Origin of the sequence: Butyrivibrio sp. NC2007 (assembly GCF_000421405.1) — a bacterium.
GTDB lineage: Bacteria > Bacillota > Clostridia > Lachnospirales > Lachnospiraceae > Butyrivibrio.
Genome location: NZ_ATWY01000020.1, coordinates 53,149 through 71,688 on the forward strand (window position 1 = coordinate 53,149; position 18,540 = coordinate 71,688).

Sequence of the window (18,540 nt, forward strand, 5' to 3'; positions counted from 1 at the left end):
CCTTTTTTTGAGTCACCGGGGACGTTTCAGATTGTCTCATTTTGAGTCACTGGGGACGTTTCAGTTTGACTCATTTACTGAGTACAGTTTCAACACTTTCATCGCCGTCAGCGTAAACAGACAACCGGCAGCTTGCATTGTACCGCTCCCAAGCTGATACTGCACTATTCTCAGCAGTTTCTTTATATCTGTCTTTAAGCTCCTCAAAGAGCTTATCCCTGTCATAATAATCCCTGTTAGTCAGAACTACCGCAAAGTCATCTCCGCCGATCCTGAATACCTGGGAGTTCACAAATATCTGGCAAATAATCTTGGAAGCACCGACGATGTAGTCGTTTCCTTTATCGTGCCCGTATCTCTCATTTATCATGGCAACGTCTAAGAGCTTAATTATAACGATACCGAACTGAGCGGTTTTATTTTGAATATCCCAGTTCAAGGATTCGATCATCTTCTCATAAGCAGGTTTGTTCTTGACCCTGGTGAGCGGATCCTGATAGGAGGTTGCGCTGTCACTTCCGCCGCTCATAACATTCACAACCTTATTCTTGCCGCTGTGCTTGCCGGCATAGAGCTTTTCATCCGCATCTCTGATGGCGCCGTAGAGTCCGTCACTTCCCTTGAAATATGACATTCCGAAGGTCATGGTAACGGCGAGCTTTTGACCCTCATAACTGAAGTCGGTCTGCTCAATTTCTTTTCTTATGTCATCAACATACTTAAAGGGATCAGTGTCTTTATCCATCTTCCTTAGGAAAAGAAATTCTTCCCCGCCCCAGCGACCTACAAGAACATCTTTCTTTCCGAATATTTCACCTATTGTTTTGAGTACGTAGTCTCCGCAGTTGTGACCGTAGTTGTCGTTTATCTTCTTAAAATTATCGATGTCTGAGATGGCAATCCAGTAGTCCGAATTCTCTTTTTCAACATTCTCAAACTGAGTGGATAGGTAGTAGCGATTGGGCAGACCTGTGAGCTTGTCGTGGGAGAGCTGGTATTCAAGCTGGTTCTCGGAGGAGATTGCGATGTAGACCAGGAGCTGCAGGACAAACAGCATGATCACAAATACAATAACGCCCCATAAGAGGGATAGTGCAAATTCAGTTTTTGCAGGAAGGGAGTATGGAGCCGGGTGATACTGAAGATACACGTAAGAACCAAGATAAAGAAACATGCCGAGAATGCATGCAGGCATCATTCTGATAATCTTAAGCTTAAGGGCTCTTCCTGTGTATTCCGAATAAAGGGCAAGAACGCTCATACCTATAAGCGTTATCTGAAATCCGCTGTTCCAGCCGGTAAGAATGACAGAGCAGGTCATGTGGGCTGCAACTTCCAGATATATGGCAACTGCAAAGAAGGGGAACCACTCTTTATATAGAACAAAGAGCATAAAGATGTAAAAGACAATGCTGAATGCGTTAAAGATCACCATAGGCGTAACGCCGCACTTATAAAAGACGCAGATCATCAGGATATGGATCATCAGGAAACTGATGGCCATACCCCAGCCGAGTATTTTAGTTCTTTTAAGGGTCATGAACATAAGCACAGCCGCCTTTAAGAGAAACAAACACCTTTACATGATAATTTTACTATGGTTTTGCGTCAATGTGTCTAAAAAAAGCATAAAAAGAGTATGACCCGTGCGCTATACTTTTGAGGGCAATATTAGTATAATACTGTGAGGTAGAATCTAAAAAAAGCTTTTGGAGGAATTGAAAATGAGTCAGCAGGGAATTGGAACAAAGTGTGTACAGGCGGGATATACTCCCGGAAACGGAGAGCCCAGGCAGATCCCGATCATTCAGTCTACTACTTTTAAATATGATACCAGTGAGGATATGGGAAAGCTCTTTGACCTTGAGGCTTCCGGCTATTTCTACACAAGACTTCAGAACCCCACTAATGATCATGTTGCAGCCAAGATCGCTGCCATGGAGGGCGGAACTGCAGCAATGCTGACATCTTCGGGACAGGCAGCAAACTTTTTTGCCCTGTTTAATATATGCGAGGCAGGAAGTCACATCGTAGCTTCTTCATCAATCTACGGCGGAACCTTCAATCTCATCGAAGTTACCATGAAGAAGATGGGCATCGATGTTACATTCGTTTCACCTACAGCTTCCGATGAGGAGCTGGATGCAGCATTTAAGGACAACACACGAGCAATGTTCGGTGAGACCATCGCAAACCCTGCGCTTACAGTTCTTGATATTGAGAGATTTGCAAATGCAGCACACAGACACGGAGTTCCGCTTATCGTGGACAACACATTCCCTACACCTGTAAACTGCAGGCCTATCGAGTGGGGCGCAGATATCGTTACACATTCAACCACCAAGTACATGGACGGCCACGGAGCAGCAGTTGGCGGAGTTATCGTTGATTCCGGCAAGTTCGACTGGATGGCTCATGCAGATAAATACCCGGGACTTACAACACCTGATGAGTCCTACCACGGAATTGTTTATGCCGAGAAGTTCGGAAACGCCGGCGCTTTCATCACAAAGGCTACAGCACAGCTGATGCGTGACCTTGGTTGCATACAGTCACCTCAGAATGCATTTCTTTTAAACCTTGGTCTTGAGTCACTTCATGTGCGTATGCCTCGCCACGTTGAGAACGGCCTTGCTGTTGCAAAGTTCCTTCAGACAAGAGAGGAAGTAGCCAAGGTCAACTATCCCGGACTTGAGTCTGATCCATACTACGAGCTGGCTAAGAAGTACATGCCAAACGGCGGCTGCGGAGTTGTTTCCTTCGAGCTTAAGGGCGGAAGAGCAGCGGCAGAGAGCTTCATGAAGAAGCTTAAACTGGCAGCCATCGAGACCCACGTTGCAGATGCAAGGACATGCTGCCTGAATCCTGCAACATCAACACACAGACAGATGACCGATGAGCAGCTCCTTGAAGCAGGAATCCCTGCAGGACTTGTAAGAATGAGCTGCGGTCTTGAGGACAAGGAAGATCTTATCGCAGATATCGCAAACGCTCTTGGCTGAAATGCTATAATTGAGAAGGCGTTTTTTAAGGAGATGGCCTATGGATAATATAGGAATAGTTTTCGGGTGCTTTATACCGTTTCATAAGGGACATGAATCTCTTGTAAAAAGAGCTTTAGACGAGAATGACAGAATGATCATCGCCGTGTGCGGTTATCAGGAGGACAGGGGAAAAGACTTCCTTCCTTTCACTGTACGTTACAAGCTCGTCAAAGAGATGTTCAGAGATAACCCAAGGGTTACCGTTGCCATCATCGACGATAAGAAGATCGGCCTCGACGGTACCTTCACCCACGAGAACTGGGTCGCATGGGGAAAAGAGCTCTTTTCATCCGCAGGGATAGCCCCGGACAGCGCACACTTTAACTGGTATACGGGTGAGCCTTCCTATGTAGAGAAGCTCGGGCCAATTTATCCGGATCATACATTTAATCTGGTGGATCGGACCATTGTGCAGGTGAGCGGAACCGAAATCCGCGAAAATCCAATGGATCTGTCAGATGACATAAATGTTATATTTAGAAATTACCTGCTTAAGACAGGAAAATTAGAGGAGGATCCAATGAATCCAATTATTGACAGCTTACTTGAAACAGACCTGTACAAATTTTCAATGGGACAGGCAATCTATCACAACTTCCCTGATTACACCACAACCTGGACCTTCAGGTGCCGTAACAAGGACGTGAAGTTCACAGCCGAGATGGTTGAGGAGATCAAGAGACAGATATATCTCTACTGCGACCTAAACTTTACTGAGGATGAGCTTAACTACCTTGCAAACATCAAGTGGATCAAGAAGTCCTACGTTGACTTCCTTCGCCTGTGGCACCCAAGATATGAGGACTTCACCATCACAACCGATGCTGAGTGCGGACTTTCCATCGAGACCAACGGAACCTGGCTCAACACATCAATGTATGAGATCCCTACACTTGCAATCGTTAACGAAGTTTACTTCAGAATGAATTATGACTATGAGGAGCTCATGGAATCATTTGAGAAAAAGCTCGATGAGAAGATAGCTCTTTTAACAGATGGAACATACAAGATCGGGGCGTTCTCAGAGTTCGGCCTTAGGAGAAGGCTCTCAGCTGAGGCTCAGGAGCTTGCAGTACTTAAGCTTAAGGAAGCAAAGCTCGACGGAACAGGCTCAAAGTTTGTCGGAACATCAAACGTGCTTCTTGCCAAGAGACACGGAGTTACTCCTGTAGGAACCATGGCTCACGAGTGGATCATGTGCGTAGGTCAGGGTAACCACAAGCACAACCCTGCATACTCAAACTGGTACGCCCTTGACTACTGGGTAAAGGAGTACGGAATCTTAAACGGAACAGCACTCACGGATGCAATCACTACAGACTGCTTCCTGCGTGACTTCCAGCTGACATTCTCAACTCTCTTCTCAGGTGTAAGACATGACTCAGGAGATCCGATCGAGTGGGGCGAGAAGATGATAGGGCACTACGAGAGCCTTGGCATCGATCCTGCCACAAAGACACTGCTCTTTAGTGACAGCCTTGATTTCAAGCGTGCTAACGACATCAATGCACACTTTGCTGGACGTGCAAAGGTTGCTTTCGGAATCGGAACCTACATTTCAAATGATACCAAGGTTCCTGCTCTCAACATCGTTATGAAGACAACAGCCTGCAATGGACAGGATGTAGCTAAGGTTTCCGACGTTGAAGGCAAGGGAATGTGCAAGAACCCTGACTACGTTGATTACCTTCAGAGATGCATAAATTGGAGGATGGAGAATGAGGTGCTTTGATGCCAAAATAGAAATAGAAAATATTGTATCCTGGATTCAGGAGTGGTTTTCGAATAACGGTCCGAAGGCCAGTGCTGTCATAGGTATTTCCGGAGGCAAGGATTCAACGATTGTCGCAGCGCTCCTTGTTAAAGCTCTGGGAAAAGAGCGCGTGGTAGGCGTTATGATGCCTAACGGCGAGCAAAAAGACATCTCGGATTCACAGAAGGTTGTTGAGTTTCTGGGAATCAGAAATTACACCGTCAACATCGCTGAGGCTTTTGAGGGCGAGATGAATGCTCTTAAGGCAGCAGGCGTTGAGCCCGGTAAGGACGCAATCATAAACACTCCGCCAAGACTTAGAATGACTACACTCTATGCAATTGCGCAGTCACTTCCCGAGGGCGGACGTGTGGCTAATACCTGCAATGCTTCCGAGGACTACGTTGGTTATTCAACCAAGTACGGCGACGCAGCAGGCGATTTCAGCCCCTGCTCAGACTTCCTTGTTTGCGAGATGCTTCAGATCGGTGATGAGCTGGGACTTCCTTCTGAGCTTATTCACAAGACTCCATCCGACGGACTTTCAGGAATGTCAGATGAAGACAAGCTTGGATTTACTTATGCAATGCTGGATAAGTATGTAAGGACAGGAGAGATTGAGGACCTGGAGATAAAAGAGAAAATCGACAGGTTGCATAGACTGAACCTGCACAAACTGCAGACTATTCCGATGTATAAGAGATAAATGAACCCTGGGGACGGAGTCAGTGGCTCATTTTCAGAAAGAAGTTTCTTTTTGGAATAATTGTCAGAAAATGAGCCACTGACTCCGTCCCCAGGGTTCATTTTATCCGATTTCAGAAACGAAATCGCTCATCATGTCGGAAATCTTTATCTGCTGAGGGCAAACCTGCTCGCAGCTGTGGCAGTGGAGGCAGGATGCAGGTCTTTTCTCATCGGGAATGGCTGAAAGCGCCATTGGTGCGATGAAGTCGAATCCTCCGCCTTCGATTGTAATAAAGTGTTCATTATAAAGAGAGATCAGATGTGGTATATCAAGACCCTGTGGGCAGTGGCTCACGCAGTAGTGACAGGCTGTGCATGGAATGGACTTTCTCTCGAGTATTCTGTCGACAACGGACATGAGAGCCGCCATTTCTTTTTCATTAAGAGGCTTATCTTCCTTGAAGGTCTTAATGTTATCCTCAAGCTGCTGCATATTGGACATGCCTGAGAGCACCATGGTTACACCCTTTGTGCTCTGAAGGAACCTGAAAGCCCAGGCGGGAATTGCTTCATCCGGTCTTAGCTCTTTTAACTCGTTTTCGAACTTGTCATCGAGTTTTGCCAGCTTACCTCCGCGGAGGGGCTCCATAACCCAAACGGGAATTCCCTTTTCATTTAAAAGATCTACTTTAGCCTTGGCGTCCTGGAACTTCCAGTCAAGATAATTGAGCTGAATCTGGCAGAATTCCATGTGCTCGCCATAGGCATCAATAAAGCGCTTTAATGTCTCCATTTCACCGTGGCAGGAAAAACCAAGATGTTTAATCCTGCCATTCTTTTTCTGCTCCATCAGATAATCGAAAATTCCAAACTTTGGATCGAGGTACTGATTGATGTTCATCTCGCAGACATTGTGGAAGAGATAAAAGTCAAAGTACTCCATGCCGGTCTTTTCCAGCTGCTTTTCAAAGATCTCTTTTACCTTGGACATGTTTGAAAGGTCATAGCCGGGGAACTTGGTGGCAATATAAAAGCTCTCCCTCGGATACTTGGCGAGGGCTTCGCCCATGACAATTTCGGAGTTACCGTTGTGGTAGCCCCAGGCAGTGTCGTAATAATTGATGCCTTCGGACATGGCCTTGTCCACCATCTCAAAAGCCTTGGGCTTATCGATATTACTGTCATCACCGTCAATTACCGGGAGTCTCATTGCGCCAAAACCGAGACCTGAAAGCTTTATTCCTTGAAAATCTCTATATACCATAGCCATTACCTCCTGAAAAATAAATTATGCCTTCTGGTTAAAGTGTGCCATTGGATCCATCATCATCGTTGCGTTATATTGTGCAAACATTTTTGTATAAAAGCCTGAGAATTTTTTAAGACGAGCATTGTTGCTGGAAAGTGTCCTGTCCTCCATGACCATGTCCATCCCGAATTTCATACTGTACATGGTTTCTGCAAAATGCTTCATTATCTTGTAGACGTCTACATGGTTTTTTAGGATGAATTCATCTATATCGGCTTCTGTGATACGCATAAGTAAAAGATCCGAGTAGGCAACAACCGTGTAAACAGCCGGCTTTCCTCCGGTAAAGAGTCCCATTTCTCCAAAATAATCATCCTTGGATTTGATGGACAGAATTGATTCGTTTTCAGTACCATAGCCCGTGTATATCTCTGCGTGACCGGATATGATCTTGTACATATCCATGTTGGATTCACCTTCCTGAATAATTACGGTGCCTGCAGGAATCTTCATCATCATAGTCGTATCCTCCGATTGAGAGTAAAGGGTGACATGTACGATAATATACAAATAAATATTTCTTATATTATAACATGAATAACTATTCAATACGTAAAGTGAGTCACTGGGGACGTTTCAGTTTGACTCAAAATGAGTCAAACTGAAACGTCCCCGGTGACTCACCAAAGAGGTGGCGGAACATGTTATAATTATCCAATGGGTAATCAAACTATATAACAGGGGGAAATAACTATGGCAGAACTTAAGTGCCCACATTGTGGACAGGCATTTACGGTAGATGATACAGAGCTTAGCTCAATCGTGCAGCAGATTAGGGATAAGGAATTTGAAAAAGACCTGACAAGAAGAACTGAAGAGCTTCAGAAACACCTTAATGAAGTGCATGCCAAGGAGCTGGAATCAATTGAAGATAAAGTAGTACTGAAGACCAGGCAGCAGTACGAAGAAGAGATAAACAAGCTAAAAGAAGAAAAGACCAAAGAGATCGAGAAGCTGAAGGAAGAGAAAGCTTCAGAAGCAGACAAACTCAAAGAACTTCTGAGAAAAGAGCAGGAGAAGAACACCAAGCTGTCTCTTGAAATGCAGAGCAGTGACGACAGGCAGAAGCTCGCTGTAATGGAGGCAGTCAAGAAGGTTGAGGATGAGAAGCAGGCAAGGCTCGATGAGCTGACCAGGAAAGCTCACGAAACGGAACTTGAACTCTCTGAAAAGGCCCATGACCTTGAGAATCAGCTTCAGCAGGAGAAGGACCGCGGTAAAGTTCTGCTTGAACAGAAAGAGAAGGAAGTTGAGTTCTACAAGGACTTAAAGACCAAGATGTCCACTAAGATGGTGGGCGAGACCCTGGAGCAGCACTGCGAGATCCAGTTCAATCAGCTCAGGGCTACAGCTTTCAGGAATGCATATTTTGAAAAAGACAATGACATAAGAAGCGGAAGTAAAGGCGACTACATCTACCGCGAAACGGACGAAAACGGTGTAGAGATCATTTCCATCATGTTTGAGATGAAAAACGAGATGGACGAGACAGCATCCAAGCACAAGAACGAGGATTTCTTCAAGGAGCTTGATAAGGACAGGAAGGAAAAGAACTGTGAATACGCGGTACTTGTATCCCTCCTCGAGAGTGATTCTGAGCTCTACAATGCAGGAATCGTTGATGTTTCCTACAAGTATGACAAGATGTACGTGGTTCGTCCACAGTGCTTTATTCCTATGATAACTCTCCTTAGGAACGCGGCAATAAATGCGCTTACCTACAAACAGGAGCTTGCAATGGTGCGCAATCAGGACATCGACATTTCAAACTTCGAAGATTCCCTGATGAAGTTCAAGGATGACTTTGGCAGAAACTATGAGCTTGCCCACAGTCACTTTGACAAAGCTATTGATGAGATAGACAAGACAATACAGCACCTTGAGAAGGTAAAGAAAGAGCTCCAGGGTTCGGATAATCAGCTGCGTATTGCTACCAGCAAGGTAGAGGATGTAAGTGTCAAAAAGCTCACAAGGAACAATCCTACCATGAAAGCTAAGTTCGACGCATTGAAAGAAGATTGATATGTGTCACCGGGGACGTTTCAGTTTTGTGTCAGTGGGGACGTTTCACTTTGACTCATTTTGAGTCAAAGTGAAACGTCCCCGGTGACTCAAAATGAGTCAAAGTGAAACGTCCCCACTGACTCAAAGACTTGACAGGTGTGATACCATAGATTACATACAAACAAATTGTGCAAAAGGAATGCTAAAGATAAATGAAACAACCAAGAGACAGGCGTGAATATCTCACAACCACGCCGGTTCCGAAGCTTATCCTATCGCTCTCGGTACCAACAATCATCAGTATGCTGGTGACAGCAATCTACAACACAGCGGATACATTCTTTGTGGCGAGAGTATCCGATAACCCGGCGGTGAACACCGCAGCTACAGCATCCGTTGGACTGGTGTTCACGGTAATGGCCATTATCCAGGCCTTTGGATTCTTCTTCGGACACGGATCCGGCAATTACCTCTCCAGAATGCTTGGAGCAGGAAACCACAAGGAAGCTAATGAGATGGCATCCACCGGCTTTGCCATGGCGGCAATCGTCGGAGTCATCTTCGCCATTGTAGGAAATATTTTCGCTGCACCAATAGCACAGTTCCTCGGAGCTACGGACACAACAATGCAGTTCACCATAGACTACATGAGGATAATCCTTTTTGGAGCGCCATTTATGATGGCTCAGTTTGTCATAAACAACCAGCTCCGTTTCCAGGGAAGCGCTGTCTACGCCATGATAGGACTTATGTCAGGCGCGGTTATGAACATGGTTCTTGACCCGCTCCTTATCCTGGTTTTCCACATGCAGGTAAGAGGCGCAGCCATCGCAACAGTGATGGGCCAGCTCACAAGCTTTATCGTACTGTTCATCGGAACCAGCAAGGGCGAGAATATCAGGATGAGCTTTAGCAACGTCAAGCTCAACTGGCATTACCTTCTTGAAGTACTAAACGGAGGTGCGCCATCTCTTTTCCGTCAGGGCCTTGCAGCTATTTCCACACTGCTCCTCAATCGTACAGCCGGAGCCATCGGCGGAGATGCAGCCATTGCCGGTATGAGCGTTGCCGGAAGACTTATGTTGATGATGGGCTCAGCGCTCATCGGATTCGGCCAGGGCTATCAGCCGGTTTGTTCCTTCAACTACGGCGCAGGCCTTACCAAGAGGGTAAAAGAGGGCTTCTGGTTCTGCGTTAAGTATTCAACCATATTCCTGATCATCATCGGCGCCATCTTCTACAGATTCGCGCCGCAGATCATCAGCCTGTTCTTCAGAGAAAAGGCAGCAGCCGACCTTGATTCGGCTCAGACCCTGCAGTACGCCAAGGAAGTTGGAACCACGGCGCTGCGCTACATGTGCATGTCGACTCCTCTATCCGGCGCAATTGTTATCAGCAACATGATGCTTCAGTCCATCGGAAAGGGCTTCAAGGCATCAGTCACAGCATCAGCAAGAAACGGCTTTTGCTTTATCCCGCTGATCCTGATCCTTCCGCAGTTTCTTGGAATTCAGGGCGTTGAGATGGCTCAGGCCTGTGCAGATGTTTTATCACTATTAATTGCCGTACCTATGGCATATTCGGAGCTTAGAAAGTTTAATGATTAGTCAAAAGACAATGGAGCTGCTCATCAGCTCTTTTCCCAAAATATTGGAATTCGGACTCAAAGTCACACTGCCACTGGCAATCATCGCCTTTATCCTCTCAACGGTCCTGGCGGTGCTTGTGGCCATGGTTCAGTTTGCAGAGGTGCCGGTCCTTAAGCAGATCTGCAGATTTTATATCTGGGTCATAAGAGGAACGCCTCTTCTGGTTCAGCTCATGGTGGCATTCTACGGACTTCCGCTTATCGGAATTCACGCAAACCCCTTTGTCATGGCGGTTATCGTGTTCACCATCAACGAGGGAGCCTACAGCGCAGAGACCATGAGGGCTGCAATGGAGGCAGTTCCGGCAGGACAGCTTGAAGCAGGCTACTGTGTCGGCATGAACTTTATGCAGATCATGTGGCACATCATTCTTCCGCAGTCCTTCAGGACAGCATTCCCGTCTCTGTTTAACGCGCTTATCAGCATGGTAAAAGACACATCTCTTGCCTCAAGCATCACCGTTGTCGAGATGTTTACAAGAACCAAGCAGATTGCAGGACAGTCCTACAACTATCTGCCGCTCTACATCGAGGTTGCAATCGTATACCTTTTGTTCTGTACGGTGCTTACCTTTGTGCAGAAGAAGGGCGAGAAGATTCTTGGAAGCTACGGAGTCAGAAAATAAGCTCCTTATGGAGGATATATGGCATTACTTGAAGTTAAAAATTTACATAAAAAGTTCGACGCCACCGAGGTCCTTATGGGCGTCGACCTCACTGTTGAAAAGGGCGATGTGGTATCAATCCTTGGGCCTTCGGGCTCAGGCAAGACCACGCTTCTTCGCTGCATAAATTTCCTTGAGAAAGCCGACGAGGGAGACCTTGTCTTTGGGGAAAAGACCTATCATCTTCCGAAAGTTTCCAGAGATGATATTTCATCTATCAGAAAGAGGACGGGTTTTGTGTTCCAGAACTACAACCTCTTTGCCAACAAGACAGTTCTTCACAACGTGACGCTTGGCCTTACTTCAGCAAGACATGTGCATGCCAAGGAAGCTGAAAAGAAGGCGCTTGAAGTTCTGAGGAAAGTCGGAATGGCAGATTATGCAGGGCAGTATCCGAGCCAGTTATCGGGTGGTCAGCAGCAGAGAGTTGCAATAGCAAGAGCCCTGGCGACGGACCCCGATATTATTTATTTTGACGAGCCTACATCGGCACTGGATCCTGAGCTTACGGCGGAAGTTCTGGAAGTTATGAGGGAGCTGGCACATGAGGGCATGACCATGATCGTGGTGACCCACGAGATCTCTTTTGCAAAAGAAGTGTCCTCAAAAGTGGTATTCATGGCAGACGGAAAAGTGGTGGAAGAAGGCACGGGAGCTGAGTTCTTTGAGAATCCGAAGATGGATAGGACAAAAGAGTTCTTGCGTTTGACCAAAAACTGATGTATTATTATTCAAAATGAATTTTGTGCAATCTAATTTAAGAAAAGAAGTTTTATAAGGAGTAAAAATTATGAGAAAAAAACTATCTATGTTACTGATGACTGTCCTTACAGCCGTTACAGTAGCAGGTTGTGGAGCTCAGGCCGGTGGCAGCACAGAGTCTGCAGGTGGAAGTGACCACCTTGCAAGGATCAAGGCAGCAGGCAAGATCACAATCGCTACAGAGGGTGTTTGGGCACCATTTACTTATCACGATGAGACTACAGATGAGCTTGTGGGCTTTGATGTAGAGATCGCAGCAGCAATTGCCAAGAAGCTTGGTGTAGAGCCTGATTTCCAGGAGGTTGCATTTGACGGTGGTCTCACAGGTGTTACAACCGGAACCTTCGATATGATGGCAAACGGCGTTGACGTTACAGATGATCGTAAGGAAACATACGATTTCACACACCCTTATGCTTATGACCACGCTGTAGTTGTTACCCTTGCTTCAAACAATGACATCAATTCCTTCGATGATCTTGCAGGCAAGACAACAGCTAACTCAGCAGGTTCAACTTACGAGGCAATGGGTATTGCTCACGGTGCAACATGCTCAAACGTTGATACCATCGGCGAGACAATGACACTGGTTCTCAACGGAACAGTTGATGCAACAATCAATGCCAACACTTCAGCTCAGGATTACTTCAAGACAACAGGAACCACAGAGCTCAAGGTTGCAGCTATGGACGATGAAGTTACTATGTACGCAATCCCTCTTGCAAAGGGTGCTGACAACGATTCTCTCAGAGAGGCAATTAACCAGGCTATCTCAGAGCTTCGCGAGGACGGAACTCTTGCTGAGATCTCAAACAAGTACTTCGGCGCTGATATCACAAGCAACTGATATATAAAGGCATTATAAAAGCCGGGCGATTTCGATTCGCCCGGCTTTTTTTGTGTCCGCTAAACTTATTTTCCAAGTATATTCTGAGCTCTGTAGTAGGAGAAGTTAAATCTTCTAAAGCCTACAAAATCCTTGTTTGCATATTCATGATCATGATACTTCTTGAATTTGGCCAGCACTTCGGCATCATCTTTAATGGCAGGAACGGCATCGAATGACAGACTGTCCTCGATATATTCTGCAACAGAAGTATATTCATCAATCTTGTTGGCAGTTGCCTGAAGGTCATACTTTGCAATCCGGTAATCGGGATTGCTATAGATGAAGGCGATAAATGCAAGGGTAATGGCTACCATGCATGCCTTAAATACAGGGAAGTTCCTCACGTACATGCTGATGATAAGGAATGAAAGCCAGAAGCACAGCACTGCCAAAAACCATAGTACAAAGAGTCTTAAAAATGTCAGGTGATAAACCTTTATGTACATGATCATTCTGTAAGCCGATGATGCGATCATGATGTAAGTGCAGGCAGCGATTATTGTCAAAAGAGCCTTTAAAACCTTGGAGTTTTTAAAGAATGCCTGACAGATCGAAACCATTACAATGTTTAAAATGCATACAGCAAGCAGCTGATAGAATCCCTCGTGTGCATACTCTGCGTAGGTGTAGCCTGCAGGAAGAGCCATCTTTCCACTGAAAAGGTACAGGAGCTGGATCGCGCAGAACAGGATGTAAACAAGTCCGATAATGCTTGTAAAGGTAATGGCTATAACAGGATTTGTTTGCCCCTCGCCCCTTACTTTTACCTTGAGCTCCTGCTTTACCATGGAGGTGATAATGGTATAAGCACACCAGAAGCCTACTATAGCTGTGCAGAGCATCATTACTGAGTGGAAGATGTACTCGGGAATATCAATATCCTTAAAGAGACCATCGAGTATGTGCTCAAAGACTGCATCCGCTGAAGCAAGGAGCGGCACTATCACAAGTAGAAGCGGGATAGTAATTGCAAGGCCAAGAAGCACAGCGTTTACGGTTTTCTTCCTGTCGCTGATTTCTTCGGATGCTCTGGATTTCTTCAAAGCTTTGTAATCCGAAACAGGGCTTGGAAGATGCTCAAGAGGCTTAATAAAAGTGATGAGTAAGCTGATCACCCATGCGCCTATATCGAATCCTGTTGTGTCTGCGTAGAGATAAATGATGTAGCTAAAGAGCAGCAGGAAGATCGCGCATCTTTCAAGGAAGTTCAGGGCAAAGCTTGTTGTAAGGCATCTGTGCACTGAGAGCAGCAATAGGGAAATTACGTAAAAGACTCCTAAAGCTCTTTTACCATTGCAGTCTGTTATAAGGGATAAGCCATCCTTGGCTCTTATGAGTTTCAAAATAACAAGAGCGCAGACCATGAATATTGGGTAGGTGATGCTTGAGTGGTTGTTGTAAAGGCAGAATCCGTAGATAAGTCCGAAGACTAAAGATAAAAGTCCGTATTTTTTAAAGTGCTCGGCGTTTCCTCTTGCCACGGGCTGCATCTGAACCACGGTGCCCATCTGCGGGTTTACGACCTGATTTGTATTGGTATCCATACTTAGTTCTCCTCTTCGTCAACATATTCCAGGATATCTCCCGGCTGACATTCAAGTGCCTTGCATATTGCATCAAGGGTCTCAAGCCTTACGGCTTTTGCTTTGTTGTTTTTGAGGATGGATAAATTGGCCAGGGTTATACCGACTTTGCCGGCCAGTTCCGTAAGGCCCATCTTTCTCTTAGCCATCATGACATCTAAGTTTATTACGATCATATCTTTCACCTGCCCCGTTAAATGGTTAAATCATTTTCCTGCTTGTATTTCACTGCTCTGTCAAAGACTCTTGCAAGAACCTTGCTAAAGAGTCCTGCGAAAAGAAATACACCGGCGATGACCACAGCAGCGGTGGTGAAATATACGAAGCATCTAAAGAGCTTGATGCCTGCGATGATAAATGCGTAAGTGCCCATTCGGTACAGGCTCCTTACGTTGGCTTCCACAAAGCAGTCATCATCAATTACTGTCTTCATCATTTTCCTGAGCTCGAAGAGTATGAGAAGTGTGAAGACTCCTACAGCCATGATCGAAACCACTGCATACCAGAAGTGATCGGCTATGGCTGCGTATTCTGTCTGCTCACCCAATGTTCGGATCGTCATCTGAACTGAGTATCTCAGGGTGAAGGGGACAGATGCAACTGCTAAAAGTCCAAAGTAGAAGCACATATCCAAGATAGTCTTAACGAAAATATTCAATTTGTTATCCATGTTGTCCTCCAAGTACTTGTATATTTTGTTTATAACACGTCTTTTTTCGAAATGCAATATAAATTTATTGTAAATCGATAAATATTTTTTGCAACTCGATGCCTTTGTAATGTTTATGGACGTTTAATAATTTAGTTCACTCTATTGTGTTAAAATTAGAATGTAATAATGTGTACTTTCTTTAGGCGACAGGTGAGTATGAATATTCACGTACCGAATCAGAGTCACAAATCACATAGAAGTATTCTTGAAAGACAGGTCCTTCGGATGACTGCGATTGCTTTGCTTGCAGTTATTCTGATTGGAACTGTCTTTATGTCTTTTACGGCAAAAGTAAATGCCAGCGAGGAAAAGATAGTCCGCGTTGGCTGGTTTGAATCGACCTATTGCCACCTTGATCAGCTTGGAAGGCGCTCGGGGCTTGCCTACGATTATCAGCAAAAGATTGCAGCCTATACCGGTTGGACATACGAATATGTCGATGGAACATGGCCGGAACTCTTACAGATGCTAAGAAACGGTGAGATCGACATGCTCAGCGATGTCTCCTACACCAAAGAAAGGGCAGAGGATATCCTTTACTCCAGGATTCCGATGACATCGGAGACTTACTATATCTTCATCAAAGCCGGAAACGACAAAATGAGTCTTGAAGATATAAATACATTTAACGGAAAAGTATTTGCAGCTGATAAAGACAGTATGCAGGCCGAATATATCAAGAAGTGGGCTGAGAATGTAGGTGTCAAGATCAATCTCTTAGAGATCATGGATGCATCTGTGGATGATAGTTTTGAAATGCTTGAAAAGGGCGAAATAGACGCCTATGTAACCGTTGAATCCTACGGCAACAGGGAAGGGTGCGTGCCTGTTTGTTCCGTTGGCTCCTCCGAGAGCTTTTTTGCTGTGACCAGAGGTCGCACGGATCTTATAAAAGAGCTGAACTCAGCCATGGCGAAGATCCAGAATGAGAACCCATATTACAACCAGAAGCTCCTTCAGAAATATATATGGTCCGCAAAGACTAATACATATCTTACTGCAAAAGAAATCGCCTGGCTCTCCGGTCATGGAAAGATCAGGGTGGGCTACAGAAATAACTACATGCCTTTCTCTGCAGACCAGGGAGGTGTTTTGACAGGTGCCCTGGGAGACTTCCTGACACTTGTGCCTGATAAGGTCAGGGATACTGAGATAGAATTTGAGACAGTGCCTTACGCTACTGCACAGGGTTGTCTATCAGCTCTGCAAAACGGAGAAATAGATGTTGCAGCTCCAATTAATATAAGTCCGTCAGATGCTGAGAATATGGGACTGCTTAGCACGGAATCCTTAATGGAAACCGAGATCTTTGCTGTTGTAAAACCCGGAAATCCTAAAGATATCTTCACTGATGAGAATGTTAAGGCTGCAATTCTGTCAGGAAGCGTCAATTTTGAGGTCTTTATAAAAGACAATTATCCTGACTGGGAAATCGTATTTGAGCCGACACTTGAAGAGTGCTACAGAGCTGTCTATACGGGAGATGCGGACTGTACATTCGTAAACAGCTATCGAATAACGCTGGTTGACAGACTTAGAAGGCGCTACAAGCTATCCCTCCTGGCAACGGGACAGAACATGGAATTTGCCTTTGCGGTGAAAAAAGGAAACAGTGAGCTTTATTCGATCATGAATAAACTGGTTGTTCTCACAGATTCAAGTGAAACTAAGATCAACCTGTCACGATTTGCAAGTTCTACCGATAAAGTCACATTTGAAGATTACCTTCAGGACAATGCCGCGTCATTCCTGGCTGTGGCAGCAGCCATCCTGTTTATCATGCTTCTTCTTACGGTGGCAAAGGTCCGCTCGGATAGAAAGGCTTTGGATAGGCAGAAACTTATCGATGCTACAGAGCTGGATCCTCTGACCAAGCTATATACCAGGAACTATTTCTTTGAATATGCAAACAGAATGCACAATGAAAATCATGATTATAAGCTTGATGCAATTGCAATAAACATCGAACAGTTTCATGTAGTAAATGCTATTTATGGCTGGGATTTCGGTGATAAAGTCCTGCTCGCACTTGGTGAAGAGGTCAAGGCTTATGTAGGTGAGAATGATGGAATCGCCTGCAGATCCACAGCCGACAGATTCTATATTTACTGTCTGCACACTGATGATTACAAGGGAATTTATGAAAGACTTCAGAGGGCTGTGGATGTCTTTTCCGAAAATGTAAGCATACGCATCAGGATGGGTGTTATGCCCTATCAGCCAGATCTTGGTCCGATTGAACTATTTGACAGGGCAAGGACCGCCAGCAGCATGGTAAGAGGCGGACATCATGACAGGATGATGGTCTTTAATGAGGAGATGAGGAAAAGAGAAATCCTCGAGCAGAAGCTTACTAATGACCTTAAGTATGCGCTTGAGCAGCATGAATTTGTTGTTTTCTATCAGCCCAAATATAATGTTCAGGCAGATCCGCCTATTCTGCAGAGCGCAGAGGCGCTGGTGAGATGGAATCACCATGATCTGGGAATGATACCTCCCGGAACTTTCATAAATCTCTTTGAGAGAAACGGACAGATTGGACAGATCGATAAATATGTCTGGAATGAAACTGCAAGGCAGATAGGTGAGTGGAAAGAGAAGTATGGCATAGCAATACCTGTTTCTGTCAACCTTTCCAGAATTGATATCTTTGAGCCGGATCTGATCAAGAATATTGATGAGATCATTGAACGGAATGGCATTACAAGAGCTGCGCTCCATCTGGAGGTTACGGAGTCAGCCTACACGGATGATGCTGATCAGATCATCGGAGTAGTCGGCGACTTAAGGAGCCGCGGCTACATCATAGAGATGGACGACTTTGGAACAGGCTATTCATCGCTGAATATGCTCTCCAGAATGCCTGTTGATATCTTAAAGCTCGACAAGAGCTTCATCGACAAGATAGAAAAACCCGAGGAGCGTAAGGAGAAAGACATCCGCATGATCGAGCTGATCCTCGACATCGCCAAGAGCTTAAAGCTCATGGTAGTAGCCGAAGGTGTAGAGAACGGCGACCAGCTTGAATTCCTGAAAGAGCACGGGTGCGAGATGGTTCAGGGATACTACTTCTCGAAGCCGGTACCTGCGGCGGATTTTGAGAAACTGGCGTTTGGGGAGAATAGGTATAAGTTATGAGGAGAGCATAACATCTCTGCCCCGCAGAAAATGAATTGTAGCACAAATAAAGAAGGCGGCAAGGGCTGCCCGAGCACAGAGCTCAGCGTACTGTCCCTTGCCTCCTTCTTTTTTTGCGCGTATTGGTCACTAAGCGGGGCTGGGATGTTGGGGGATCGGCTAGCTGGGGCTTTGGAGATGCTGCGTAGGTTTTTTCATGTCCCGTGGGCGATATAGTGCAGATTCGCCACAGATTTTCGGAGGGAATAACGCCTTGTGCAAGCTTTTCTCATGTCCCGGAGGCAGTAAAGTGTGGATTTGCCACAGATTTTCGTAGGGAATAACGCCTTGTGCAAGCTTTTTTCAT

At 45.4% G+C, this 18,540-nt stretch carries 15 protein-coding genes and 1 pseudogene; 10 read left to right on the forward strand and 6 right to left on the reverse strand.

The features are described 5' to 3' along the window. Positions 1 to 70 precede the first annotated feature (70 nt). Positions 71 to 1,546, reverse strand: coding sequence for a diguanylate cyclase (locus G632_RS21430; protein WP_022770256.1), 1,476 nt, complete (start codon positions 1,544 to 1,546; stop codon positions 71 to 73). A gap of 178 nt (positions 1,547 to 1,724) precedes the next feature. Here G632_RS21430 and G632_RS0115105 point away from each other — a divergent pair, with 178 nt between their 5' ends. The 4 genes and pseudogenes from G632_RS0115105 (at position 1,725) to nadE (ending at position 5,503) form a co-directional block, all read left to right on the forward strand. Then, positions 1,725 to 3,002, forward strand: coding sequence for an O-acetylhomoserine aminocarboxypropyltransferase/cysteine synthase family protein (locus tag G632_RS0115105; protein WP_022770257.1), 1,278 nt, complete (start codon positions 1,725 to 1,727; stop codon positions 3,000 to 3,002). A gap of 40 nt (positions 3,003 to 3,042) precedes the next feature. Next, positions 3,043 to 3,252, forward strand: a pseudogene (locus G632_RS22620) (adenylyltransferase/cytidyltransferase family protein); the annotation flags it as partial. A gap of 312 nt (positions 3,253 to 3,564) precedes the next feature. Continuing rightward, positions 3,565 to 4,776 (forward strand): nicotinate phosphoribosyltransferase, encoded by a 1,212-nt coding sequence (pncB, locus tag G632_RS0115115; protein WP_026512625.1) that lies wholly within the window; start codon positions 3,565 to 3,567, stop codon positions 4,774 to 4,776. Continuing rightward, a complete protein-coding gene (gene nadE / locus G632_RS0115120) occupies positions 4,763 to 5,503 on the forward strand; it encodes an NAD(+) synthase (RefSeq protein ID WP_022770260.1) in 741 nt (246 codons plus the stop codon). Before pncB ends, nadE begins: the two co-directional genes overlap by 14 nt. 102 nt (positions 5,504 to 5,605) lie before the next feature. On the opposite strand, the gene G632_RS0115125 is transcribed toward nadE, so the two are convergent. Continuing rightward, positions 5,606 to 6,748: an aldo/keto reductase gene (locus G632_RS0115125; RefSeq protein WP_022770261.1), complete on the reverse strand. Its 1,143-nt coding sequence runs from the start codon at positions 6,746 to 6,748 to the stop codon at positions 5,606 to 5,608. A 24-nt stretch (positions 6,749 to 6,772) separates the two neighbouring features. After that, on the reverse strand, positions 6,773 to 7,252 hold the full coding sequence (locus G632_RS0115130) for a cyclic nucleotide-binding domain-containing protein (RefSeq protein WP_022770263.1): 480 nt from the start codon (positions 7,250 to 7,252) through the stop codon (positions 6,773 to 6,775). A 234-nt stretch (positions 7,253 to 7,486) separates the two neighbouring features. Between G632_RS0115130 and G632_RS0115135 the strand changes: the two genes are divergently transcribed. The 5 genes from G632_RS0115135 (at position 7,487) to G632_RS0115155 (ending at position 12,719) form a co-directional block, all read left to right on the forward strand. Continuing rightward, complete coding sequence (locus tag G632_RS0115135) at positions 7,487 to 8,815, forward strand: DUF2130 domain-containing protein (RefSeq protein WP_022770264.1); 1,329 nt, start codon at positions 7,487 to 7,489, stop codon at positions 8,813 to 8,815. A gap of 194 nt (positions 8,816 to 9,009) precedes the next feature. Next, complete coding sequence (locus G632_RS0115140; protein WP_022770265.1) at positions 9,010 to 10,404, forward strand: MATE family efflux transporter; 1,395 nt, start codon at positions 9,010 to 9,012, stop codon at positions 10,402 to 10,404. Continuing rightward, the gene (locus tag G632_RS0115145) at positions 10,397 to 11,071 is read left to right on the forward strand and encodes an amino acid ABC transporter permease (protein WP_022770267.1); all 675 of its coding nucleotides are present in this window, start codon (positions 10,397 to 10,399) and stop codon (positions 11,069 to 11,071) included. Before G632_RS0115140 ends, G632_RS0115145 begins: the two co-directional genes overlap by 8 nt. Before the next feature lie 18 nt (positions 11,072 to 11,089). Continuing rightward, a complete protein-coding gene (locus G632_RS0115150) occupies positions 11,090 to 11,830 on the forward strand; it encodes an amino acid ABC transporter ATP-binding protein (RefSeq protein ID WP_022770268.1) in 741 nt (246 codons plus the stop codon). Positions 11,831 to 11,900: 70 nt separating this feature from the next. After that, a complete protein-coding gene (locus G632_RS0115155; protein WP_022770269.1) occupies positions 11,901 to 12,719 on the forward strand; it encodes a transporter substrate-binding domain-containing protein in 819 nt (272 codons plus the stop codon). Positions 12,720 to 12,784: 65 nt separating this feature from the next. Here the strand turns inward: G632_RS0115155 and G632_RS0115160 are convergent, their stop codons facing one another. From G632_RS0115160 to G632_RS0115170, 3 genes are read right to left on the reverse strand one after another with little or no spacing between them, the layout of a single operon-like run. Then, on the reverse strand, positions 12,785 to 14,305 hold the full coding sequence (locus tag G632_RS0115160; protein WP_022770271.1) for a DUF4153 domain-containing protein: 1,521 nt from the start codon (positions 14,303 to 14,305) through the stop codon (positions 12,785 to 12,787). A 2-nt stretch (positions 14,306 to 14,307) separates the two neighbouring features. Then, positions 14,308 to 14,520, reverse strand: a complete 213-nt coding sequence (locus G632_RS0115165) for a helix-turn-helix domain-containing protein (RefSeq protein ID WP_022764961.1) — start codon at positions 14,518 to 14,520, stop codon at positions 14,308 to 14,310. Between the two features lie 17 nt (positions 14,521 to 14,537). After that, the gene (locus G632_RS0115170) at positions 14,538 to 15,014 is read right to left on the reverse strand and encodes a DUF2975 domain-containing protein (protein WP_022770272.1); all 477 of its coding nucleotides are present in this window, start codon (positions 15,012 to 15,014) and stop codon (positions 14,538 to 14,540) included. Between the two features lie 198 nt (positions 15,015 to 15,212). On the opposite strand from G632_RS0115170, the gene G632_RS21435 reads away from it, so the two are divergent. Next, on the forward strand, positions 15,213 to 18,194 hold the full coding sequence (locus G632_RS21435; protein ID WP_022770273.1) for an EAL domain-containing protein: 2,982 nt from the start codon (positions 15,213 to 15,215) through the stop codon (positions 18,192 to 18,194). Positions 18,195 to 18,540: the final 346 nt, after the last annotated feature.

Excerpts from the sequence above, each read along its gene's own strand:
- G632_RS21430 (WP_022770256.1), bottom strand. The coding sequence starts at position 1,546 with ATGTTCATGACCCTTAAAAGAACTAAAATACTCGGCTGGGGTATGGCC.
- G632_RS0115105 (WP_022770257.1), top strand. The coding sequence starts at position 1,725 with ATGAGTCAGCAGGGAATTGGAACAAAGTGTGTACAGGCGGGATATACT.
- pncB (WP_026512625.1), top strand. The coding sequence starts at position 3,565 with ATGAATCCAATTATTGACAGCTTACTTGAAACAGACCTGTACAAATTT.
- nadE (WP_022770260.1), top strand. The coding sequence starts at position 4,763 with ATGAGGTGCTTTGATGCCAAAATAGAAATAGAAAATATTGTATCCTGG.
- G632_RS0115125 (WP_022770261.1), bottom strand. The coding sequence starts at position 6,748 with ATGGTATATAGAGATTTTCAAGGAATAAAGCTTTCAGGTCTCGGTTTT.
- G632_RS0115130 (WP_022770263.1), bottom strand. The coding sequence starts at position 7,252 with ATGATGATGAAGATTCCTGCAGGCACCGTAATTATTCAGGAAGGTGAA.
- G632_RS0115135 (WP_022770264.1), top strand. The coding sequence starts at position 7,487 with ATGGCAGAACTTAAGTGCCCACATTGTGGACAGGCATTTACGGTAGAT.
- G632_RS0115140 (WP_022770265.1), top strand. The coding sequence starts at position 9,010 with ATGAAACAACCAAGAGACAGGCGTGAATATCTCACAACCACGCCGGTT.
- G632_RS0115145 (WP_022770267.1), top strand. The coding sequence starts at position 10,397 with ATGATTAGTCAAAAGACAATGGAGCTGCTCATCAGCTCTTTTCCCAAA.
- G632_RS0115150 (WP_022770268.1), top strand. The coding sequence starts at position 11,090 with ATGGCATTACTTGAAGTTAAAAATTTACATAAAAAGTTCGACGCCACC.
- G632_RS0115155 (WP_022770269.1), top strand. The coding sequence starts at position 11,901 with ATGAGAAAAAAACTATCTATGTTACTGATGACTGTCCTTACAGCCGTT.
- G632_RS0115160 (WP_022770271.1), bottom strand. The coding sequence starts at position 14,305 with ATGGATACCAATACAAATCAGGTCGTAAACCCGCAGATGGGCACCGTG.
- G632_RS0115165 (WP_022764961.1), bottom strand. The coding sequence starts at position 14,520 with ATGATCGTAATAAACTTAGATGTCATGATGGCTAAGAGAAAGATGGGC.
- G632_RS0115170 (WP_022770272.1), bottom strand. The coding sequence starts at position 15,014 with ATGGATAACAAATTGAATATTTTCGTTAAGACTATCTTGGATATGTGC.
- G632_RS21435 (WP_022770273.1), top strand. The coding sequence starts at position 15,213 with ATGAATATTCACGTACCGAATCAGAGTCACAAATCACATAGAAGTATT.